Annotated in this window: 21 protein-coding genes; 9 read left to right on the forward strand and 12 right to left on the reverse strand. The window is 56.6% G+C overall.

The features are described 5' to 3' along the window. Together OXF42_03145 and gap are read right to left on the reverse strand one after the other, a co-directional pair. Window positions 1-1178 (reverse strand): phosphoglycerate kinase (locus OXF42_03145; protein MCY4047090.1); only part of this gene is annotated, 1178 nt, incomplete at its 3' end. Window positions 1179-1186: 8 nt separating this feature from the next. After that, window positions 1187-2197: a type I glyceraldehyde-3-phosphate dehydrogenase gene (gap, locus tag OXF42_03150; protein MCY4047091.1), complete on the reverse strand. Its 1011-nt coding sequence runs from the start codon at window positions 2195-2197 to the stop codon at window positions 1187-1189. 106 nt (window positions 2198-2303) lie between these two features. On the opposite strand from gap, the gene argC reads away from it, so the two are divergent. Next, window positions 2304-3335, forward strand: a complete 1032-nt coding sequence (argC, locus tag OXF42_03155) for an N-acetyl-gamma-glutamyl-phosphate reductase (GenBank protein ID MCY4047092.1) — start codon at window positions 2304-2306, stop codon at window positions 3333-3335. Between the two features lie 12 nt (window positions 3336-3347). On the opposite strand, the gene OXF42_03160 is transcribed toward argC, so the two are convergent. The 4 genes from OXF42_03160 to OXF42_03175 are packed head-to-tail and all read right to left on the reverse strand — an operon-like array spanning window position 3348 to window position 6060. Beyond that, window positions 3348-3641, reverse strand: coding sequence for a Bor family protein (locus OXF42_03160; GenBank protein ID MCY4047093.1), 294 nt, complete (start codon window positions 3639-3641; stop codon window positions 3348-3350). A gap of 52 nt (window positions 3642-3693) precedes the next feature. Next, window positions 3694-4839, reverse strand: coding sequence for a cysteine desulfurase family protein (locus tag OXF42_03165; GenBank protein ID MCY4047094.1), 1146 nt, complete (start codon window positions 4837-4839; stop codon window positions 3694-3696). 10 nt (window positions 4840-4849) lie between these two features. Then, complete coding sequence (gene cofE / locus OXF42_03170; GenBank protein MCY4047095.1) at window positions 4850-5623, reverse strand: coenzyme F420-0:L-glutamate ligase; 774 nt, start codon at window positions 5621-5623, stop codon at window positions 4850-4852. Between the two features lie 14 nt (window positions 5624-5637). Continuing rightward, window positions 5638-6060 carry a hypothetical protein gene (locus tag OXF42_03175; protein ID MCY4047096.1) on the reverse strand — a complete coding sequence of 141 codons (423 nt, stop codon included), beginning with the start codon at window positions 6058-6060 and terminating at the stop codon, window positions 5638-5640. Window positions 6061-6124: 64 nt separating this feature from the next. Here OXF42_03175 and OXF42_03180 point away from each other — a divergent pair, with 64 nt between their 5' ends. Continuing rightward, window positions 6125-7249 (forward strand): cysteine desulfurase family protein, encoded by a 1125-nt coding sequence (locus OXF42_03180; GenBank protein MCY4047097.1) that lies wholly within the window; start codon window positions 6125-6127, stop codon window positions 7247-7249. Here the strand turns inward: OXF42_03180 and OXF42_03185 are convergent. Both OXF42_03185 and OXF42_03190 read right to left on the reverse strand, forming a co-directional pair. Beyond that, window positions 7238-10330, reverse strand: a complete 3093-nt coding sequence (locus OXF42_03185; protein ID MCY4047098.1) for an efflux RND transporter permease subunit — start codon at window positions 10328-10330, stop codon at window positions 7238-7240. The two genes, OXF42_03180 and OXF42_03185, sit on opposite strands and share 12 nt — an antisense overlap. Before the next feature lies 1 nt (window position 10331). Next, a complete protein-coding gene (locus tag OXF42_03190) occupies window positions 10332-11459 on the reverse strand; it encodes an efflux RND transporter periplasmic adaptor subunit (GenBank protein ID MCY4047099.1) in 1128 nt (375 codons plus the stop codon). Between the two features lie 134 nt (window positions 11460-11593). On the opposite strand from OXF42_03190, the gene OXF42_03195 reads away from it, so the two are divergent. After that, entirely contained in the window at window positions 11594-11875 is a 282-nt protein-coding gene (locus tag OXF42_03195; GenBank protein ID MCY4047100.1) for an HU family DNA-binding protein, read from the forward strand. A gap of 67 nt (window positions 11876-11942) precedes the next feature. On the opposite strand, the gene OXF42_03200 is transcribed toward OXF42_03195, so the two are convergent. Continuing rightward, window positions 11943-12689: a DUF3891 family protein gene (locus tag OXF42_03200; protein MCY4047101.1), complete on the reverse strand. Its 747-nt coding sequence runs from the start codon at window positions 12687-12689 to the stop codon at window positions 11943-11945. A gap of 87 nt (window positions 12690-12776) precedes the next feature. On the opposite strand from OXF42_03200, the gene OXF42_03205 reads away from it, so the two are divergent. Genes OXF42_03205 through lepA form a run of 3 tightly spaced genes read left to right on the forward strand, consistent with a single transcriptional unit; the run spans window position 12777 to window position 16402 of the window. Continuing rightward, window positions 12777-13415: an L-threonylcarbamoyladenylate synthase gene (locus OXF42_03205; protein ID MCY4047102.1), complete on the forward strand. Its 639-nt coding sequence runs from the start codon at window positions 12777-12779 to the stop codon at window positions 13413-13415. Further along, the gene (locus OXF42_03210; protein MCY4047103.1) at window positions 13403-14599 is read left to right on the forward strand and encodes a DUF1015 domain-containing protein; all 1197 of its coding nucleotides are present in this window, start codon (window positions 13403-13405) and stop codon (window positions 14597-14599) included. The genes OXF42_03205 and OXF42_03210 overlap by 13 nt, the downstream gene beginning before the upstream one ends. 9 nt (window positions 14600-14608) lie before the next feature. Then, window positions 14609-16402: a translation elongation factor 4 gene (lepA, locus tag OXF42_03215; GenBank protein ID MCY4047104.1), complete on the forward strand. Its 1794-nt coding sequence runs from the start codon at window positions 14609-14611 to the stop codon at window positions 16400-16402. A 16-nt stretch (window positions 16403-16418) separates the two neighbouring features. On the opposite strand, the gene OXF42_03220 is transcribed toward lepA, so the two are convergent. Further along, complete coding sequence (locus tag OXF42_03220) at window positions 16419-17366, reverse strand: hypothetical protein (protein ID MCY4047105.1); 948 nt, start codon at window positions 17364-17366, stop codon at window positions 16419-16421. 29 nt (window positions 17367-17395) lie between these two features. Continuing rightward, on the reverse strand, window positions 17396-19087 hold the full coding sequence (locus OXF42_03225; protein MCY4047106.1) for a thiamine pyrophosphate-binding protein: 1692 nt from the start codon (window positions 19085-19087) through the stop codon (window positions 17396-17398). A 98-nt stretch (window positions 19088-19185) separates the two neighbouring features. On the opposite strand from OXF42_03225, the gene OXF42_03230 reads away from it, so the two are divergent. Beyond that, window positions 19186-19614, forward strand: a complete 429-nt coding sequence (locus OXF42_03230; protein MCY4047107.1) for an Hsp20/alpha crystallin family protein — start codon at window positions 19186-19188, stop codon at window positions 19612-19614. Window positions 19615-19678: 64 nt separating this feature from the next. On the opposite strand, the gene OXF42_03235 is transcribed toward OXF42_03230, so the two are convergent. Then, entirely contained in the window at window positions 19679-20569 is an 891-nt protein-coding gene (locus OXF42_03235; GenBank protein ID MCY4047108.1) for a hypothetical protein, read from the reverse strand. Window positions 20570-20653: 84 nt separating this feature from the next. Here OXF42_03235 and rpmG point away from each other — a divergent pair, with 84 nt between their 5' ends. Together rpmG and rpmB are read left to right on the forward strand one after the other, a co-directional pair. After that, on the forward strand, window positions 20654-20815 hold the full coding sequence (gene rpmG / locus OXF42_03240) for a 50S ribosomal protein L33 (protein ID MCY4047109.1): 162 nt from the start codon (window positions 20654-20656) through the stop codon (window positions 20813-20815). After that, window positions 20815-21002 (forward strand): 50S ribosomal protein L28 (gene rpmB, locus OXF42_03245; protein MCY4047110.1); only part of this gene is annotated, 188 nt, incomplete at its 3' end. The genes rpmG and rpmB, both read left to right, overlap by 1 nt.

Raw genomic sequence — 21002 nt, forward strand, 5'->3', positions numbered from 1 at the left:
TCATCCAGAATGGAAATCCCCGGCAGCCCTTCGCCGCCCATGAACTGGAGGGACGCGCCGCCGCCGGTGGAGACATGCTTCATTTCAGAGCCGAGAACCTCGGCCTTGCGCATCGCGGCTATGCTCTCGCCGCCGCCCACCACGGTGGTCGCCCCGCGCCATGTGGCAAGCGCCATCGCGCGCGCCACCTGAGTTGTGCCGTTTGAAAACTCGTCAAACTCAAACACGCCCATCGGGCCGTTCCAGAATATGGTTTTCTTGTCCTTTATGTGCCCCGTGAAATCAACAATGGTCTGCGGCCCGATGTCAAAACCCCTCATGTGCTCCGGTATGTCGCCCTCAACAATGATGGCGTTTTTGGTTGTGTCCGTCGCCTCGGCCACAACATGGTCGCGCGGAAGAACGATCTTGCCGCCGAAGTCCTCAAGCGCCCGCCGCGCCCAACCGAGCATCTCATCCTCAACCATTGACTGCCCAACACACACGCCGCTCGCCTTGAGAAACGTGTAGGCAACGCCGCCGCCCACGAGAAACTGGTCGGCCTTTTGAAGCAGGTTTTCAAGCGCCTTTATCTTGTCCCTTATCTTCGCGCCGCCCACAATGACAAGGTAGGGGCTTTCGGGATTTTCAAGCAGTTGGTTGAAAAAGGTTATCTCCCTGTCCACGACAAAGCCCGCGAGTTTTTTCTTGAAACACCCGCCCAGCCCGTATGTTGAGGCGTGCTTGCGGTGCGCCGTGCCGAACGCATCGTTGACATAGATGTCCGCAAGCCCGGCAAGTTCGGCGCAAAACTCCGGGTCGCAGACTCTCTCGCCGGGATGAAAGCGCAGATTTTCAAGAAGAATAACCTCGCCCTCGCCCAGTGTGTCCGCCTGTTTTTTGACCTCCGCGCCGACAACCTCGCCGGAGAATTTCACCTTTTTGCCGAGAAGTTCACTGAGACGCTCCGCCACCGGCCTCAGGGAAAGATTCTGAGAACGCCGCCCCGCGGGACGCCCCAGATGGGAGGCGAGAATGATTTTGCCGCCGCGCGCGATGATGTAGTCAATGGTGGGCAGGGAGCGCCTTATGCGGTAGTCCTCGCTTATTTTTCCGCCCTTGAGCGGGACGTTGAAGTCCACCCGGAGGAAAAATCTTTTGCCTTTTATCTCCGCATCGGAGAGGTCGGAAAGGACCATTTTTGATTTCAAATTCCGCGCTCCGCCATAAATGATACAAGGTCAACAACACGGGACGAGTAACCGTATTCGTTGTCATACCAGGCGATGACCTTGACAAGATTGCCGTCAGTAACGGAGGTAAGGTAGGGGTCAAACGCGGCGGAATACGGGCTGCCCACAAGGTCTGTGGACACAAGTTCATCCTCCAGATAGCCGACCAGCCCCTTAAGCCGCCCCTGCGCCGCCTCTTTGAAAGCCGCGTTAACCTCATCGGGGGACGTCTCCGCGCCCACTTCGCACGAGAAGTCAACAAGCGACACATTGGGGGTGGGCACTCTGACCGCCATTGCGGACAGTTTGCCCCTGAGTTCGGGGAAGACTTCCTGTATAACCTCCGCCGCGCCCGTTGAGGTGGGAATTATGGAAAGACCCGCCGCCCGCGCGCGCCGGAGGTCCGAATGCGGCGCGTCGTGTATGCGCTGGTCGCTGGTGTATGAGTGCACCGTGGTCATCTCGCCCCTTCTGACGCCGAACTTTTCGTGAAGCACTTTGACCAGCATGCTGAAGCAGTTTGTGGTGCATGAAGCGTTTGAAACCACATCGTGAGCGGCGGGGTCGTATGAATCCCCGTTGACGCCGAGAACCGCCGTGAGGTCAACCCCGCCTTTTGCGGGCGCGGTGATGACAACCTTTTTAACCGTGCCGCCCAGATGTGCCGAGGCTTCGGCGCGCGAGCGGAAAACGCCCGTTGACTCAACCACTATTCCGACCCCGCTTTCCGCCCAGCCGATGGACGAGGGGTCTCTCTCCGAGTATGTCCTTATGAGGTTTCCGTCAATCTCAATGCCGCCCGCAGCGGCTTTGACCTTCCCCGGATACACGCCGAAAACGGAATCGTATTTGAAAAGATGGGCAAGCACGGCGGGGCTTGTGATGTCGTTTACGGCGACAAAATCAAGGCTCCCGTGTTTGAGACCAGCCCTCAAAACTCCGCGCCCTATCCTGCCGAATCCGTTTATTCCGACTTTGGTATTCATGGTTTTCCGGTAGAGAGGGTTAAATCTTATCACCCGCGGGGCGCGGGCGCAATAACGGGCGGGCGCGCTTCTAACTTTGCCGCCGTTAGTGTAGGATATTTATTCAATGGAGACGGGAAAAAAGGTTGCAAAAGTCGCCGTTTTCGGCGCGAGCGGATACACGGGCGGCGAGTTGTTGCGCATCCTTTCCGGGCACCGGTTTGCAAAGGTTGTCTGGGCGGGCGCGGCCAGCAACGCGGGCAAAAAGGCGTCCGATGTTTTCCCTCATCTGCGCGGTATTGCGGACATAAAGCTGAGCGGGCAGAACCTCTCCCTTCTGCCGGGTGATGCGGATGTTATCTTCTGCGCGCTTCCGCACGGGCGGTCGTCCCGCATTATGCGGCGGCTTCTGAAAAAAGGCGCGCGGGTCATAGACCTCGGGGCGGATTTCCGGCTCACAAGCGCGAACTACGGGCGCTGGTATGGCAAACATCCCGCGCAGGAGTTGATAAGGGAGGCGGTCTACGGACTGCCCGAGGTTTACGGCAAACGGATAAGCAAAGCCCGGCTTGTGGCAAACCCCGGATGCTATGCGACCGGCGCGCTTCTTGCGCTCCTGCCGTTTGCGGAAATGGTAAAGGGCGGTCGCGTGGCGGTGGATTCCAAATCGGGAGCAAGCGGGGCGGGGCGCGCTCCCGCGCAGGAAACGGTGTTCGGCGAGGTCAACGAGGCGGCAAGGCCCTACAGCCCCAATTCACACCGGCACATACCGGAGATTGAGGAAAACCTTTCAAAAATAACGGCGGATTTCACGCCACACCTGCTACCGATGGACAGGGGCATACTCACGACCGCATACCTGCCGCTCAAGCGAAAAACGGACGCGCAAAAACTGCTCGCCATAGCGCGGGAGTTTTATGCGGATGCGGCGTTTGTCAGGGTATTGCCCGAAGGCGCGTGTCCGTCAACCGCCGGTGTGCGCGGCTCAAACTACTGCGACATCGGGGTCGCCGTGTCGCGGGACGGAGCGGCGGCCACCGTGATGACCGCCATTGACAACCTTGTCAAAGGCGCGTCCGGACAGGCGGTTCAGAACATGAACCTGATGCTGGGACTTGATGAAGCCGAAGGTCTCACCGCGCCCCCGCTGTTTCCCTGAAAGGCGGTCTCTCTATTCGGTGCAGTAGATTTTCGCTCCTCTCGGAGTGTAAATCCCAAACGTCACAGCGCCAATCAGGTAATGCCCGAAGTTCCAGTATGTCTCAACCTTGGACACCTTATCCGCTCCGCCGCACACTCTGTCGGCATTGCGGTCCTGCCTCTGTCCAATTCCGCCTATGAAGAAAGAGTGCATTTCCTGTTTTCTCAGAATTGCGCCCCCTCTGTTCACGTGAAAAGTCTGCGACGCGCATCCGCCAGCAAGTAAACAAGCGGTCAGAACAACCGCTATGGAAAGTTTTTTCATGTCAAAATCCTCCTGAAAAACTTTCTCAAATGTTTCCCTTTTGCTTGGAATGTCAAACGCGCGCGTCTTTTGCTGTTTGCAGAACTTTGCGGAGCGCTTTTTTGAGCGTCTCAACATCGGACGCCGTTGTGAACCTTCCCATGCTGACGCGAAGGGATGAGCGGACGCGGCTCTCCGAAAGCCCCATCGCGAGCAGAACGGCGGACGGGTCAACGTTGCCCTCTGAACAGGCGGAGCCGTTTGAGACGCAGACGCCCTCAATGTCAAGGGCGATGACGAGCGACTCGCCGTCCGCGCCGTCTACGGCGAAGTTTGATGTGTTTGCCACCCTCGGCGCGGCGGCTCCGTTTACCCAACTTCCCTTTATCTCGGTGAGGACAAACCGCTCAAAATCGTCCCGCAGGGCGGCGGCTCTTTCCATGTCCGCATGAAACTCATCCGCGGCAATTTCGCACGCCATGCCAAAACCGGCTATCGCGGCGGTGTTCTCCGTGCCGCTTCTCTTTCCCCTCTCCTGCCCGCCGCCGTGAATAAGCGGCTCCGGCGAAACCCCCTTTTTTACGAAAACCGCGCCCGCGCCCTTGGGCCCGCACAATTTGTGGGACGACACGGTCGCAAGGTCAACCGGAAGGCGCGAAAGGTCAACCGGAATCCTGCCCGCGCTCTGCGTGATGTCCGTATGGAAAAGCGCGCCGAACCGCGCCGCTATTTCCCCCGCGCGCTCAATCGGCATAATGACGCCGGTCTCGTTGTTGGCGTGCATGCACGAGACAAGGGCGGTCTCATCGCTTACGCAATCCTCAAGGGCGGCGAGGTCGGGAAGCCCGCTTTTGTCAACGGGAAGGCGCGTCAGGCGAAAACCCGCGCGCTCAAGAAACTCAAAACTCTCCCGGCACGAGGAATGCTCAACGGCGGTGGTTACCACATGCCGTCTGCCGGGGCGCAGGAGCGCCGCGCCCTTGACGGCAAAGTTGTTGCCCTCACTGCCGCCGCTTGTGAAAAAAATCCCGGACGGCGGCGCGCCTAAAAAACGCGCCACCCTTTCGCGGGCGAGGTCAACCGCCGCCCGCGCGTCCCGTCCGTGGGAGTGAACGCTTGACGGATTGCCGAACATTCCCGTGAAAAACGGCTTCATTTCCGCCGCCGCGCGCGGGTCAACCGGGGATGTGGCGTTGTAGTCCAGATAAACCGGAGGCATGTTCCACCCTCTAACGGAAGAGGTCTTCCGCGCGTTTTCTTATAAGCGCCGCCGCCCCCGTCCCGCCGGGCTCAAAGCCCGCGCCCTTTGCAAGAACAACCGGACTGCCCGAATCCTTCCTCATCAGTATTCCCGCGCCCGCGGCTATCTGGTCTGCGACCGCCATCTCCGTGGCTACAAGTTCCGCCCCGCGCATGTCGCCCGTCCCCCTGTAGTCCGACAGCGCCTTCATTCCCGAACACCCTATCGCTATGTCAACAAGCCCCTCGCGCCACGGCCTTCCGGCGGTGTCCGTAATTATGACCGCCGCCCCCGACCCGCACAGCCGACCGAGTTTCTCCCGTATGGCGTCCGCCGAGGCGTCCGCGGAAACGGGCAGAAGAACCGCCAAATCGTCCGCGCCGGTGTTTGAAAGGTCAACCCCCGCGTTTGCCATAATCATCCCCGAACGGGTCTCCGCAATGATGCGGCCCTTGCCGGCGGACACCATTCCCTTGCGGACCACCCTTACACTCTCGCGCAGTATCACCTCAACAAGGCGCGGGTCTTTTTCAACCTCCGCCGCAATCTCAAGAGCGCGGGCGGACGGCTCAACCTCGCGGAGGTCAACCACGCGCCCCTCCGCCTTGGAAACTATCTTCTGGGCGACCACAAGGGCGTCCCCCTCCCGCGCCTTGAGGCCGTGACGCTTGAGCGCGCCGGATATCAAAGACGCCACGCAGTCGCCGGGGGCGACTTCGGGAATCCCCTCAAGGGCCGAAAAAACAACCTGCCGTAAAGACAATTATGCGGGCGGCGTCAGCGGCGGTAGTTGTAACGGTAGCGGTAGGTCATCACCATCGTGGAGTCGCTTCCCCTTTTCCTTCCCCACACCACCACCTTGCGGGACTGCTCCGGGCCGGGTTCGGGCCGGGGCTCAATCGCCCGGACGGTGAACAGGTTGCCCGAGTTACCGTTGGTCCAGTTTAACTCGGAACCCTGATTGAGATCTTTTATCGCCTTCCTGAGCCTTTCAACATCATTTCCGTCCATAAGCAGTTTTACAACATCCGCACGGAGGTCTTTGGTGGTTGAAAGCCCCGACGAGGTAAGTGGTGTAAACCCCTTGACACTCTTTTCCTTTTCCCCGATAAACGGCAACCTGGGCGCCGAACAGGCACCGAGCAGAGCGACTACGGCAACCGCCGCAACAACCCTGAAGAAGCAAAGAAATCTGCGCATTGAAACAAGCCTCCTAAAAAGAATACTTTTTAATGGTAGCATTTTTAAGGACAAATATAAAGGGATGAGAGAAATATACCTTGACAACAACGCCTCCTCCCGGCCTCTGCCGGAGGTTGTCGCGGCTGTGGCCGAAGCCCTCGGGCGGGCGGGCAATCCCTCAAGTCCGCACGGCGCGGGGAGGGTGGCGCGGGAGATTATAGAGAGTTCAAGGCGCGATGTGGCCTCCTTTGTCGGAGCCGACCCCGAAGGGCTGATATTCACAAGTTCCGGCACAGAGGCAAACAACATGGCGCTTCTGTCCGCCGCAGGCGGGCGGGCGCGGGTGGTAACCACCTCGGTTGAGCACTCGTCCGTGCTGAAGATGTGCTCGCGCCTTGAGATTACCGGCGCGGAGGTCGTGCGGGTCGGCGTGGACGGGTCGGGGGTCGTGGACATGGAGGAACTTGAAAAACAGATAGCGGCGGGCGCGGACATGGTTTCCGTGCAGTGGGTAAACAACGAAACCGGCGTAATTCAGGACACGGCCCTTGTGGCGGAGATGTGCCGCAAAAGCGGCGCGGCTTTCCACACGGACGCGGCCCAGACCCCCGGAAAGATACCGGTTGACACGGCGGCTCTGGGAGCGGATTTCGTAACCTTCACCGGCCACAAGTTCAACGCGCCCCAGGGGTGCGGGGCGATTGCGGCAAAAGACCGGCTGGGACTGAGCCAGATGATGTTCGGAGGATTTCAGGAGGGCGGCTTCAGACCCGGAACTGAAAACGTGGCGGGAATAGCGGGCATGGGCGCGGCGGCGAGGACGAGGGGAAAAACCGCCGCGGCGGACATGGAGCGGACAAGGGCCATGAGGGACGCATTTGAGGAAAAAGTGCTTGAGACGGTTCCGGGCGCAACCGTAAACGGCGCGGGCGCAAACAGAGCCCCCAACACAGCCAGCATTGCCTTCCGGGGCGCGGACGGCGCGAAGATGACGGCGGTTCTTGACTCTCTGGGGCTCCGGTGCTCGCAGGGGTCGGCGTGCACGGCGTTTGACCCGTCCCCCTCCTATGTGCTGACGGCCATGGGGCTTTCCCGCGCTGACGCCGCCTCAAGCATCAGATTCAGTTTCGGGGTGGACAACCCGGACGATGACGCCCTTCTTGCGGCGGAGATGGTGGCGCGGGCGCGGTCGGCGTCAGCGCGATAACGCGCGGCGCGCCCTGCTTAAAATTTCTTCTGCGGAAAGACGGGAGAGAAACAGTTTCACATCATCAAGAATTATGTAGAGCATCGGAATGATGAACAGCAGAATCACGGTTGAAAACAGCAGGCCGAAGCCCAGCGCTATCGCCATCGGGGCGAGAAACGAGGTCTCCCCGCGCGTCTGATACATAAGGGTGGAAAGCCCGCCGAATGTGGTGAGCGAAGTGATGACTATGGGGCGGAAGCGGTATTTCGCCCCGACCGCGACCGCGTAAATACGTTTCATGCTGAGCCTTCTGCGGTTTATAAAATCCATAAGGACAAGGCTGTCGTTGACGACCACTCCCATCAGCGCGACCGTGCCGATGATGGCAGGAAGGGTGAACGGCTCAACTCTGAGCAACACCCCGATGAGAACGCCGACCAGCGCGAACGGCATGACGCTCATGATGATAATGGGCTGGGTGTAGGAGTTGAGTATGGAGGCGAGAATTATGTATATGAGCATAAACGCTATGAGGGACGCGCTTATGATGTCCGCAAGGGCGGCGGCAAAGTCCTCCTCCTCGCCCCCCATCTCAAACGAGTATCCGGGGTAGTCGCCGATGATGCCGGAGAGAAAATCCCTCACTCCGGAGTTCACTATGTTTGATGTGGTAACCGCCTGGTCCACCTCGGCGGAGACGGTCGCCGTTCTGGCGTAGTTGACCCTTCTGATATCCAGAAGCGAGCGGCCGGAGGTGATGTCCGCCACGTCGCCGAGTGAAACCCAGCCGCCCTGAGCGGAACGTATCTGGTGCGAGTTGAGCAGCGCGGATATGTCCGAGGGCGGGCTCCTGTATTTCAGTTTTACGGCCGCCTCCTCTTTGCCCACGCGTGTGAGCGCGGCCTCAAGCCCGTCTCCCAGCGCCTTGACCTCCCTTGCCACCTTCGCCGTGCTGAGGCCGAATTCGGCCGCTTTTTTCTCATCCACTCTGAGGCTTGCCTCGCCCTTTCCAAGCACAAGGTCGCCGCCGATGCCGGAAACGCCGGAAACGCCGGAGAGAAAGTCCTCCACTCTTGCCGATATGTTTTTGAGGACATCGGTGTCGGGGCCGGATATGCGCACGTTTACCGGCTTGCCCACGGGCGGGCCCACGTCAATTATGAAGTCCGTAAGGGACGGGGACGCGACCGAGGCGGACACCCTGTCCCTCACCCGGTTCATTATTTCCTTGCCGTTTTCAGAACGTTTTTCATAGTCCTCATACTCAACCACTATGGTGGCAAGATGGTCTCCCGTGGAGGTTACATCGCCCCCGGCGGAGTCCACACCGACAACCGCAAGAACGTTTTTGAGCACATGGGGCGGCACTTCTTCGCGCGTTATGTCTTCAATCCGTCTCACCGCCGCCTCGGTGTAGTCAAGGCTTGACTGCGCGGGCATTCTGACGCGCACAAGGAATTCAACCGTGTCGCGCACATAGAAGATGACCACCGGCATTCTTGAGGCGACGGCGAGGGACACAAACAGCACCGCAAACGTAACCCCCATGACCGGGTAGCGCTTTCTGAGCGCGAACGCAAGCCCCTTTATGTAGGCCGAGCGGAGCGCCATCACCCACTTGCGCGAACGTTTGCGCGCAACCGGGCGCAGATACTCCGCGCAGTGGGAGGGCATGATCATAAACGCCTCCACCATTGAGACGGTCAGCGCGAAGATTGCCACTTGCGGGATTATTGAGAGAAACTTGCCGATGAGGCCGCTCGCCACAAGAAGCGGCAGGAACGCGGCCAGATTTGTGAACACGGTCGCGAGAACCGGAACCGCCACCTCGCGCGTCCCCTCAATGGCGGCGCGCGCGGGAGACAGGCCCGCGGTGATGTATCTCTGCACGTTTTCCACCACCACCACCGCATCATCAACCACAATGCCGATGACCAGAACCATCCCGAACATGGATATCAGGTTGAGCGTGAGCCCCGCCATTTTCATCAGTATCAGCGCGCCGAAAAACGAAACCGGTATGCCCGCGGCGCTGACGGCGGCGGCGCGGGGGTTGAGAAAAAGCGCGAGCACAATCAGCACAAGAACAAGCCCTATGGCGCCGCTCTTGAGCATGGTGGCAAAACGTTTCTCGGCATAAACGGAGTTGTCGCTGGTAACAAACACCTCCACGCCCTCCGGGAAATCCGCGCGCGCCTTTTCTATCTCGCGGTTTATCCTTTCAACGGTTTTGACCGCATGGGCGTTTTTCTGCTTGTTGATGAGAAACGAGATGGCGGGCCTGCCGTTTATCCTTGAGCGAGTAACCTCGGTCTCCGTTCCGAGGACAACCTCCGCCACCTGCCCTATAAGCACCCGCCCGCCGCCCGCACGCAGGGGAACGGACATTATGTCCTCCCGGTTGCGGAGTTTGCCCTTTGTCCTTATCAGGTAGTCAAACTCGCCCTGCCTGACCTTGCCGCCCGGAAGGTCAAGGTTTCTCTCCCGTATCGCCGCGCGGACATCATCCACCGAAAGGCCGTGCTGGCGCAGTTTGAGGGGGTCTATGTTGACCCAGAAAACCGGCTCGCTCATGCCCGAAGTGGTAAGCGAGCCCACCCCTTTTACAAGCCGCAGGTTGTCTCTGAGTTTGAGGGCGTGGGAGCGCAGAACCATGGGGTCAACCGGGCCGCCGATGGAAACATTTATGAGCGGAAAATTGGGCTCAAACTCTTTAATGACCGGGGTCTCGGCGTCTTCGGGCAGTTGCGAGCGTATGGCTGATATGCGCGAGTCTATGTCGCCGGCAACCTCGGCGGGGTCTTCCCCCGCCCTCAGTTCAATCACTATTACCGAAGAGCCCTCGGAGGAAACGGAACTCACCTTGTCTATGGCGGAAATGTCGTTTATTTCCTCCTCTATCGGAACGGTTACCAGCCTCTCCACATCTTCGGCGGACGCGCCCTTGTAGGAGGTTCGCACCGTTACTATTTCAAGCCCTATGGAGGGGAAGGTCTCAAGGGGCAGGGAGAGATAAATCAGAAATCCCGACACTATCACTCCAACCATAAGCAGGTTGGAGAAAACGGGATTCCGCACCGAAAAATCTATAAGATTCATATCAGCGGTCTTTCAGTATCTTCACCGGCCTCCCGTCCGTGAGGCGGGTGTTCCCCTCCGTCACAATCAGGGAGTCCGAAGGAAACTGCGCGGCGGAAGCCGCCGAGGTTTCGGAGTCCAGACGGACAATTCCGCCGCCGAGGTCAACCCTTTTCGCCTTTCCGTCCGAGGCGACAAACACAAACGGCCGCTTGTTGTCGTAGAGAAGAGCGACTATCGGAATGCGCGTAAACCCCGAAAGCAAACCGGAACGTATTCTGATGTTCACAAACTCCCCCGCCCACAAAGACGCGTCGCCGTCAACGGAGACCTCAACCGAGTAGGTGGTGGAGCCCGGGTCGGTTTCCGCGCTGACGCCGGTTACGGTCGCGTCCGCATGGCGGGTTGTCCCTTCGGGCGTTTTGTATTCAACCACCGCCTTTGAGCCGCGCTTTGCCCTCTTGGCAACGGAAGAGTCAACACTTGCGACCACTCTGCCACCGCCGCCGCCCGACACTCTGGCCACCGCCTCGCCCCCGGCGACCTCCTGCCCTTCATCGGGGATAACCTCAACCACCGTTCCAGCAACGGGAGAGCGGACTTTCAGGCGGTCGTAATACCACTGCGCCTTTGCGTGTGAGGCTTCAAGCGAGTCCGTGCGCGCCTCCGCGCTCTCAAGCGCGCTGCGGGCGGAGTCCAGTTCGTCTTTAGAAACAACTCCCTTTTCAAAAAGCCGCCCGTATTGCCCGTATTTCCTTTGAGCCTCCTCAAACTCCGACTTTGCCGAGGAAAGAAGCCCCCCGGTTTCCCTCAGGTCATAGGCGCGGCGGCTGTCTTCAAGAACCAGAATGACTTCGCCCCCGCCCACGGCGTCTCCGCGCTGTTTTCTTATCTCGGCGACAAATCCCTGCGCGCCGGAAAGAACCCGGACGCTTCGCTCCCCCTCAACCCTTCCGGTTACCGAGTCAAACAGTTCAATGTCTTCGCTGACCACCGCCACGGCGCGAACCGGAACGGGGCCGCGGACAACGCCGCCCGGCTGCCTTGAGAAGACAAACCTCATGTAAAGGAGGAGGACAAGCGCGACAAACAGCCCCGCTATCCAGAAGAATTTTCTCCACTGCCGAGTGAAATCTCTTTTTGCCGTCATTGAACGCCCCGGAGCGCGCGGCGGCGCAAGCAGCCGCGATTGTTAGTCTACACTCAATAAAACAGGTTGAAATCAATTTTTGTTTGTAATACAATCGCGCCATAAATCAATCCATAGTCAACAGGAGGTTCACTATGACAAAGTCTGACATCGCTTCTCACATCGCAGACAGGTGTGACGTTTCAAAGAAGGCGGCGGGAGAGATTCTTGACGAACTCGTCCAGCTCACCTACAGAGAGACAAAGAAGAACAAAAAGGAAGGGTTCACCTTTCCGGGCCTCGGCAAGTTCACCGTCGCTAAGCGCAAAGCCCGCATGGGACGCAATCCCGCGACCGGAGAGTCCATAAAAATTGCCGCCAAAAACGTGGTGAAGTTTAAGATCTCCAAGGCCTGCACAGACGGCGTGGTCGGCTGACCGCTCTGCGGCAACAGACAAAAAGCCGGGCCTGAAACAGTTCCGGTTTTTTGTCATTCGCCGTCCCTCACGGGGAAATACAAAAATTTTCACTTCCGGACGGGCGGGAGTTTATGCTCTCAATCAACCGCCCGGTGGTCTTAAAGTTGTGTCCGGCGGTCTGCCGGACACATATCTCAAAGTTCAGAGGCTCTCTGCGTAAAAACGGCCACGGCCTCACGGAAAAACCGCCGTCTTCCTCAAGAAGGACGGTTATATCCACCGCCCCTCCGTCCGCAAGGGGCGCGTCCGTAATCTCAAACCTGCCCCACGCATGACACAGCGCGAGAGAAAGGGCGTCTCCGATTTGGAGAAGTTTTAGCAGTCTTGTCGTTTCCGGGGCAATACCGCACGGGCGGACGCCCAATGTTTTTTCCACGAATTCCCCTATCTCATCCTTCAGGGAAAGAGACCACCGGTTCGGGCGCTTTGACAGGGTCCGGTTGTTGAATCTGTTGAAGTGAAGGGCGATAAGCGCGCTCGCAACGGGGCGCTCCCCGCAGTGCGCGCCGAACGAGCGCCGCCATATCTCCGTTTGAGGCTGCGGGGCGACCTCGGTGAAATCCATCGGCTCTCCGGCGCCGTTGAGGCCGGGGCGCGAGTCCGGCTCTTTCCATCCGCAGTCATGCTCGGACAGCGCAAACAGCAGGTCTTCCGGACTCTGCGGAAAGAAAAACCCGCCGCCGCCCCACAGTTTCATCACTTGCGCGGCAAGCCGGGCGTGGTCATCCTGAGCAAACAGAAGCCAGCCCTCATCCGTTCTTCTGCGAATCATCAGGGGTAGACCGTATATAAAATCCGGATGCCGGTAAAGAGCGGCGTTTGAACGGGCGGCTCTTCCCGTTAGATTAAGGGCCGTTCCATGAGCGTTAAAACCGAGGTCATCAAAGCGGGCGACCCCTCCGCCGCGGAAAAGGCGGCGCGGGCAGTATGCGGGGGCGCGGTAATTGTCTGCCCCACCGAAACCCTCTACGGCATAGGCGGGCTTGCGCTGAACCGCGAGGCGGCGCGCAAAACCTCGGACATTAAGCGCCGTCCGCCGGGCAAGCCGCTTTCCGTCCTCGTCAGAAACATGGAGATGCTTTTGCGCCACTTCACCCTGACGGAAAAACAGGCGGCCGCCTATGAAAGGATGCTGCCCCTGCCGCTCACACTGGTTTTGCGCCCGAGGGAAGCGGGCGCGTTTCCGCCCGAAACTTCAAAAGACGGACACACCGCCGCAAGGGTGTCGGGAGGGGAGTTTGTCCGGCGGCTTTTTGAGTTGATTGACGAGCCGCTCATATCTTCAAGCGCGAATATAAGCGGCGAACCGGTCGTTAAGGACGGAGAGGGCGCGGAGAGGGTCTTCGGGGGAAAAGTTGAACTAATAGTTGATTCCGGTAACCTTCCCCCTTCAGAGGGGTCGGCGATAGTGAGCCTTGCGGGAGAAAAGCCCGAAATTTTGCGCCGCGGCGACCTCAGTCCGGAACAATTGAGCGAATTTTTACAATGGCTGTCGTAAAAGGTTTTCGGGGAATTTTATACACCGGCCGCCATTCCGAAGTGGTCGCGCCCCCCTATGATGTGATTGACCCGCAAATGCAGCGCGCGCTTTACGAAAAACACCCCCACAACTGCGTCCGGCTTATACTTTCAAAAGAGCCCGGAGAGAGCCGTTACGCCGACTCCGCGCGGACCTTCAGGGACTGGCTTGATAAAAACATTCTTGCCATGGATGAAAAGCCCGCCGTTTACACGTATTTTCAGGATTTTGAGTCCGGCGGGAAAAAGTTCACCAGAAAGGGTTTTATCGCGCGGGTGAGGATTGAGGATTTTGAAAAAGGCGTTGTCCTCGCCCATGAGCAGACCTTCAAAAAACACAAGGATGACCGGCTCAAACTGACCCGCGCGTGCGAAGCGAACATGAGCCAGGTTTTCTGCGTTTACTCCGACCCGCAAATGGCGGTTGAAAAAACCCTTGAAGCCGCCGGGGGCGAGCACGTGGCGGAAGTGGATTTTGACGGGGTGAAAAACACCGTTCGCAGAATTTGCGACCCGGACGCCCTTTCCGCCGTTTCCGGTTTAATGGCGGATAAAAAACTTCTCATAGCGGACGGCCACCATCGCTATGAAACCTCAATAAACTACAGAAACCTGCGCGGGGGCGAAGGCGGCAGCGAATATGTGATGATGTTCCTGTGCGGCGCCGAGAGCGAGGGGCTTATCGTTGAGCCCACCCACAGAGTGATAAGGAATTTCGGGGAAAAACCCGCCGGGGCGCTCGCGGGCGCGCTGCAAAACCGCTTCAACTGCCGGGAAATCCCGCCGCGCGGCGGGGAAAAACTGCGGGGCGAAGAGGTTATGTTTGTTTACGGGCGCGGGAAAAAAGCGATTGTCTTTTCGCCGCCGGACGGCTGGCGGAACTACAAAAGCATGGGCGTTTTCACCCTGCGGGACATTGTTATTGAAAAAATAATAAAAGAGGAAATGAAACTCGGCGAGCCGGATATTCATTTCACAAAATCCCGCGATGAGGTTTTGGACATTGCGGAAGCGGACGGCGGCGCGGCGTGTTTCATAATGCCGAAACCGCGCATTGCCGACATAATGGACGCGGCGGATGACGGGGTGAGAATGCCGCAGAAAACAACCTATTTTTATCCCAAAATTCTTTCCGGGTTGGTTATGAACCCGCTTTGGGATTAGTCCGGGAATATGGACGCGGGAAACATAAGAAACTTTTCAATAATCGCCCATGTGGACCATGGCAAGTCCACGCTTGCCGACCGCCTTCTTGAATTTACCGGAACGTTAAGCGAACGGGAAAAAAAAGACCAGTTTCTTGACAAAATGGAGCTTGAGCGGGAGCGCGGAATTACCATCAAGGCGCAGGCGGTCAGAATAAATTATGCGGCGGCGGACGGGCAGACCTACCAACTGAACCTGATAGACACGCCGGGGCATGTTGATTTCAGTTACGAGGTTTCCAGAAGTCTGATGGCGTGCGAGGGCGCTCTTCTGGTGGTTGACGCGTCTCAGGGCGTTGAGGCGCAAACGATGGCGCACACCTATCTGGCGGCGGACTCAGGCCTTGAGATTATTCCGGTGATAAACAAAATAGACCTCCCCTCCGCCGACCCCGAACGGGTTGCGAAGGAAATTGAGGATGTGCTGGGAATTGACACCGGCGGCGCGGTGCGGGCGAGCGCAAAAGACGGCACGGGCGTCCGGGAAATTCTTGAGGCAATAGTGGACAAAGTCCCCCCTCCGGCGGAAAAAAGCGGCGACCCGCTCAAGGCGCTTATTTTTGACAGTTGGTTCAGTTCCTACGAGGGGGTTGCAATGCTGGTCAGGGTTTTTGAGGGAAAACTGCGCAAGGGGATGCCCGTCCAGCTCATGTCAACGGGCAGAAAGTATCAGGTCAAAAGGCTGGGGGTGTTCAGGCCGAACATGAGCAACACCGAAGAACTCGGAACTGGGGAGGTGGGTTTTGTAACCGCCGCCGTTAAAGAGATAAACGAGGCGCATGTGGGAGACACCATAACGGATGCGGGCAAACCGGCTTCCGCCGCCCTTGAGGGTTTCAAGGTGATGAAGCCGATGGTTTTCAGTGGGCTTTACCCCACAAACACGGGGGATTACGAGCGGCTGCGCGAGGCGCTTGAAAAACTCATACTGAACGATTCCTCTTTTGTTTATGAGCCGGAAACCTCCGCCGCGCTGGGGTTCGGGTTCAGGTGCGGATTTCTGGGGCTGCTTCACATGGAGATAATAAGGGAGCGGCTTGAAAGAGAGTTTGACCTTGAACTGATAACGACCGCCCCGACCGTCATTTATAAAACCGTTCACGCCTCCGGCGATGAAAAATTCATAGACAATCCCGCCGATTTCCCCATGGGAGACAAAAGAATATCCGTTGAAGAGCCGTTTGTTCTGGTTTCAATCCATACTCCTTCAAATGTGCTGGGGCAGATTATAGAGTTATGCGAAAACCGGCGGGGGGTTCAGAAGAACATGAAATACATAACTCCCGAGCGCATGATAATTGAATATGTCCTGCCTCTGTCCGAAATGGTCTTTGATTTTTACGACCGCCTGAAATCGGTTTCGCGCGGCTACGCTTCAATGGATTACGAACCGACCGGATACAAGGCTTCAAACCTTACCCGTCTGGATATATTGGTGAACGGCGCCCCGGTGGACGCGCTTTCGCTGATAGTCCACAAAGACAAGGCGTATGAGCGGGGGAGAGACTTGATTGAGAAATTAAAAGAGTTGATTCCGCGCCAGTTGTATGAAGTGGCGATACAGGCGGCGATTGGAAGCCGGGTTATTGCGAGGGAAACAGTCCGCGCAATGAGAAAGGATGTAACTTCAAAATGCTACGGCGGGGATGTTACCAGAAAGAGGAAATTGCTTGAAAAACAGAAAGAAGGGAAAAAACGGATGAAACAGGTCGGTAGTGTGGAAATACCGCAAGAGGCGTTTCTGGCGGTTTTGAAGACTTGAAGGGTTGCGCATCATATTATGGCCAATATTTGTTATAAACCTGAATTACCAAGCTCATTCCGTAGTCTAAGTTTATATTGTGTTGAAAATTAGCGGACTTCGTGTCGGAGAGATCAATGATGTATTTACAAACCTTTCCTCTTCCAGCTTTCTCCGGATAAATTTCTAGTCTATTAGCGGGATCCATCAACTCAGTTGCTTCGACTCTGTGCAGAACCAATTCAATTTTGGATTTGAAAGGAAAAATTGAACACAGTCGATTTGAGCCGATTTTATAGCCAATGTAGATTTGATTGATTTTTTCTTTAATTTGAGGACTAACATTTAAAATCTTTTCTCTCAATTCATCAAAAACAAGTCTTGTGTTTTCCCATGTAGGGTCTATTACATCTTCTATTGAATACACTTTGATTTCTTTGCTGACTTTATCCATAGTTTTATCTTTGGAAACATCTCTTATAGACTGCTTCACATCTGAAACACCAACCTTACTGTAAGACACTGTCTGATTTTCATACCTTTTTGTTTTCCAAAGCTCAATTGGCAAATCTTTAAAATTGATTGCATCTTGCTGGTATTTAGTAAAAGACTCTGCCAAAAACAAAACTCGCAATTGCGACCAATCAATATCTTTTCTCTTCAGGCTACCATTTTTCTTCTCATTGTATTCCAAAACACAGTCCGCTTTATTGTCTAAAATGGAAGAAAGGTAAGAGTATCCTTGATCTATAACACTAAAATTTTTGCCTTTTTTGTACTCTATCAACACAAAACATTTTGAATCAACATCAAAGGCTAAAGTGTCAATTTCATATTTCCCTACTCGGAACTTAGACGACACAAACTCAAGTCCAAAAATCTCTTCCAGATTGCTCTCCGTAAGTTTGTGCAACTCACTCTCAAGCAAAAACGGGGATTGCTTGACTTGCTCCAGTTTGGAGTTCTTTATCTTGAATACAGGCATATCCGTCCCTCTATACTACACTACAAATCTCACTTTTTCATCCTCTCCCTCATCGGCTCTGTAATAAAGTAAGTCGCCGGGCTTATCGCGTCCGGGTCTGTGCGTATGTTCACAACGGCGGGCTTTTTACTCTTGAAAGCCCTTTTGAGCGCGCCCTCAAGTTCCCCGAACTCTGAAACAAACTCCCCGTGCCCTCCCATGGCTTCGGCAATCCTGTGAAACGGCATCTCCCCAAGCATAACGCCGTCCAGCGGCGCTTTTTCCCCGTAAGTAATGCGTATCTGATTTCTCGTCATCCCCCATGAGCCGTCATTGCACACCGCAATAACCACCGGCAGTTTATGCCGCACCGCCGTCTCAAACTCCATAAAATTCATTCCCAGCGCCCCGTCCCCCGTTATCAAAACAACCGGACTGCGCGGACGCGCCGTCTTTACTCCAAGCGCAAACGGAAGCCCCACGCCCATGCAACCGAGGGGTCCGCCCTTTATGTATCCGCCCCGCGTCTCCACCCTGCACGCCGCGTCCGTCCACGCCTGAGAATCCCCGCCGTCCGGAACAAAAACCGTTCCCTTCGGGGCAATTCCGCCCACCGCCTCCACAACGGAAACCGGATGAATCTTCCCCCTCTTTGTGGAAGCGGCTTTTTCGGAGAAAAACGCCCGCGATTTTCTGTCGGCGATTTTTTGCACTTCCGCCGTCCACCGGTCAAAAACCGGCGGGGATTTTTTGAGTTCCCGGTTCAGTTTTTTCAAAGTCGCCCGGACATCGGCGGCAACCGGTATTTCAACCGCTATGTTTCTGCCTATTTCCGTTGGCTCAATATCTATCTGCGCCACCGCCGCTTTTTTATTAAATGTTTTTCCAAACCCCATAAAAACACCCGCGCGAACTCCGGCAAGCAGAATAAAATCAGCCCGCGCGGTCGCCTCGGAAAAACCGAAAGGCGATGACGGGCTCGCGGGGCCGAAACACCAATGGGAGGAGTCGGGAATAATTCCCCTGCCCAGATGCAGAGTAAAAACCGGAGCGCGGACGGTTTTTGCAAGTTCGGACAACTCCCCGCCCGCGCCCGAATAATACGCGCCGCTCCCCGCAATAAAAACGGGTCTTTTTGCGGCGCGTATTTTTCCCGCCGTCTCCCTGACAGCCCCGTCCGGAGGCGGAGGGTTTTCAACTTCCGAAAAATCAGGCTTTTCAACCTCCCCGCTCCTGCAAAACGGATAAAGAACCTCATACGACATTCCCAAATACACGGGGCCGGGCCTGCCGGTTTTCGCCGCCCGCCACGCGTCCGTCACATAGCGGGGTATTCTCGCGGTTTCATAAACCGTCCGGGTCCATTTCGCCACCGGACGCGCCATCGCCTCCTGATCTATCTCCTGCAACGAAAGGCGGTCATTCTCCTCTATCCCCGACCTGCCCGAAATGACGACAAGAGGCGAGTTGGCAAGGCGGGAAACCGCCATGCCCGTCAGAGTGTTTGTAAATCCCGGCCCCGCCGTTACAAGACACACCGCCGGGTCTCCGGTGGCGCGCGCATGGGCGTCTGCGGCCATTGCCGCTCCCTGCTCGTGATGGGTGTCCACAAGGGCGATGCCGAGCTGCGAACACGCCTTGTAAACCGGATTGATATGCCCTCCGCCAAGCGTAAAGACGCGCCGGACGCCCAGTTTGTAAAGCGTCTCCGCAAGCAGCATGCCTCCCTGTTTTCCGGTCATCGGGAACAGTTTACTGAAAAAAATTCAAAAAACCCCTTGAAGAGCCAAAAACGGTTTTTATCTTCGGTTTACAGTCAGCCAAAAGGAGGTAACGGCAAATGACAATACATCACGCATTAACACCCTGGGAGCCCTTCGGGATGCTCAAAGAGTTTGAGGGGGAACTCAGCGGTCTCATGAGTTCGCGCTTTGCGGCCCCTCTTGCTCCGAAAACGGACATCTCCGAGACGGACAAGGGATTTGAGATAGCCCTTGAAGTTCCGGGAATTGACTCAAAAGAGCTCTCTCTTGAGGTGAAGGACAACGTCCTGACCGTCAGCGGAGAGAGAAAGTTTGAGGAAAAAGAGGAAGGGAAAAACTTCGTAAAGGTGGAGAGAAGCCACGGAAAGTTTTCCCGGGCGTTTCGCCTTCCGGACGGCACAGACGAAAAGAGGATAACCGCCGACTGCAAAAACGGCGTCCTCACCGTCACCGTTCCGAAGAGCGAAGCCAAAGAGCCCAAGTCTCTCAAGATAAAGGTGGGTTGACCGGGGCGGACAGCGGGAGCGGCCTCCGCTTGCGAGAGCGGCGGGGGCCGCTCCCCTTTTGCGCTCAGGGCTCTATGCCCAACTGTTTTCTCATCGCCGCGTCGGGCGGGCTGTTTCTCGCCCAGTAGTCCGTGCGCAGGCTCTTTTTCACTGTCGCCAGCGTCTCAATCCGCTTTGCGCCGTCGCCCCGCCCGCTTTCATACTCCTCGCGCCACGAAACTATCCGGTGGGGAAAAGCCGTCTCAAAATCCATCTCAAAGACCCTCTGCGTCCGCGGAAAGGCAAGCGAATATCTGGTTATTCCCTCGCGCGGGTTTGAAACCGAAGCGTCCGCCGGTTCGGGAGCCGGTTCGTTGTGAAGAAGGCGGGTTATCAGAAGGCCCGGCACTATCCTTATCCTGCCGGTCGGCAGGGAGCCGGGGTCAAGCCGCGCGCGCGTCCATATCTCGTCCTCAAGAAACACATCCGGCAAACTGAAACTGCGGTCTCCCTCGCTTTCAAAGTATGAGAAGGATTCCGCCTTGTAGCGCCTTCCGTCACGATTGAGCTGCATAAACACATGCCCGCACCACTCCTGAGACGAAAGCGTAACCTTGAGCGGGCCCGACCCGTCAACGGGGGAGAAAACCGATGACATGGTTGAATACCTGTAGATTCCCGTGTTGAACTTTTTGATGTGGTTGAGTTTGAGAACCTTGACGGCATCCCTTCCGGCGCGGGACGGGTCATCAAGTTTGACCTGCTTTGAGCGCGAAAGGTCTTCGGTAACAAAGATGAGAACGGCGTATCCGGGGTGGCTGTGACCGTAGCGCGCCTGACTGAGCCGGTAACTTGTTATCTCCGCCTTGCCGGAATACCAGTAGTCGGCAAACTGCGCCGTGTCCGCCGCCGCCGAGGCGGACACCGCCGGGGCGAACAGGCACACTGCGGCAATGAGAGCAGGAAACACGCGCATAACGGAACTTATGTTAACGGGTTTGTTGAAATTTTTCCGCTTTGTTGTTATATTGCCGCTTCCCGAAAGGGAAAGGGTGAGACGATGGGAAAACAGGGAAACAGACTCATGGTGAAGATAAAAAGCACCGAGAGCCACCACATTTACTACACCGAGAAAAACAAGGTGAACACCGAAGACCGGCTTGAAATCAGGAAGTTTGACCCGGTGGTGAGAAAACATGTTCTCTACAAGGAGACCAAGTAATGGCGCGCAGATGTGCAATAACGGGCAAGGGGCCGCTTTCGGGAAACAACGTTTCGCACGCGAACAACAAGACCAGAAGGCGTCAGATACCCAACCTTCAGAACAAAAGAATTTTCGTTCCCGAACTGGGCAGGTTTGTGAGGATAAAACTCTCCGCCCGCGCGCTTCGCACGATTGACAAAAAGGG

This window comes from Candidatus Dadabacteria bacterium, from assembly GCA_026708565.1.
Classification (GTDB): Bacteria; Desulfobacterota_D; UBA1144; order Nemesobacterales; family Mycalebacteriaceae; genus Mycalebacterium.

Bases quoted from the DNA above. Each gene is read 5' to 3' on its own strand.
- gap (MCY4047091.1), bottom strand. From the start codon at position 2,197: ATGAATACCAAAGTCGGAATAAACGGATTCGGCAGGATAGGGCGCGGA.
- argC (MCY4047092.1), top strand. From the start codon at position 2,304: ATGGAGACGGGAAAAAAGGTTGCAAAAGTCGCCGTTTTCGGCGCGAGC.
- OXF42_03160 (MCY4047093.1), bottom strand. From the start codon at position 3,641: ATGAAAAAACTTTCCATAGCGGTTGTTCTGACCGCTTGTTTACTTGCT.
- OXF42_03165 (MCY4047094.1), bottom strand. From the start codon at position 4,839: ATGCCTCCGGTTTATCTGGACTACAACGCCACATCCCCGGTTGACCCG.
- OXF42_03175 (MCY4047096.1), bottom strand. From the start codon at position 6,060: ATGCGCAGATTTCTTTGCTTCTTCAGGGTTGTTGCGGCGGTTGCCGTA.
- OXF42_03180 (MCY4047097.1), top strand. From the start codon at position 6,125: ATGAGAGAAATATACCTTGACAACAACGCCTCCTCCCGGCCTCTGCCG.
- OXF42_03185 (MCY4047098.1), bottom strand. From the start codon at position 10,330: ATGAATCTTATAGATTTTTCGGTGCGGAATCCCGTTTTCTCCAACCTG.
- OXF42_03190 (MCY4047099.1), bottom strand. From the start codon at position 11,459: ATGACGGCAAAAAGAGATTTCACTCGGCAGTGGAGAAAATTCTTCTGG.
- OXF42_03195 (MCY4047100.1), top strand. From the start codon at position 11,594: ATGACAAAGTCTGACATCGCTTCTCACATCGCAGACAGGTGTGACGTT.
- OXF42_03200 (MCY4047101.1), bottom strand. From the start codon at position 12,689: ATGATTCGCAGAAGAACGGATGAGGGCTGGCTTCTGTTTGCTCAGGAT.
- OXF42_03205 (MCY4047102.1), top strand. From the start codon at position 12,777: ATGAGCGTTAAAACCGAGGTCATCAAAGCGGGCGACCCCTCCGCCGCG.
- OXF42_03210 (MCY4047103.1), top strand. From the start codon at position 13,403: ATGGCTGTCGTAAAAGGTTTTCGGGGAATTTTATACACCGGCCGCCAT.
- lepA (MCY4047104.1), top strand. From the start codon at position 14,609: ATGGACGCGGGAAACATAAGAAACTTTTCAATAATCGCCCATGTGGAC.
- OXF42_03220 (MCY4047105.1), bottom strand. From the start codon at position 17,366: ATGCCTGTATTCAAGATAAAGAACTCCAAACTGGAGCAAGTCAAGCAA.
- OXF42_03225 (MCY4047106.1), bottom strand. From the start codon at position 19,087: ATGACCGGAAAACAGGGAGGCATGCTGCTTGCGGAGACGCTTTACAAA.
- OXF42_03230 (MCY4047107.1), top strand. From the start codon at position 19,186: ATGACAATACATCACGCATTAACACCCTGGGAGCCCTTCGGGATGCTC.
- OXF42_03235 (MCY4047108.1), bottom strand. From the start codon at position 20,569: ATGCGCGTGTTTCCTGCTCTCATTGCCGCAGTGTGCCTGTTCGCCCCG.
- rpmG (MCY4047109.1), top strand. From the start codon at position 20,654: ATGGGAAAACAGGGAAACAGACTCATGGTGAAGATAAAAAGCACCGAG.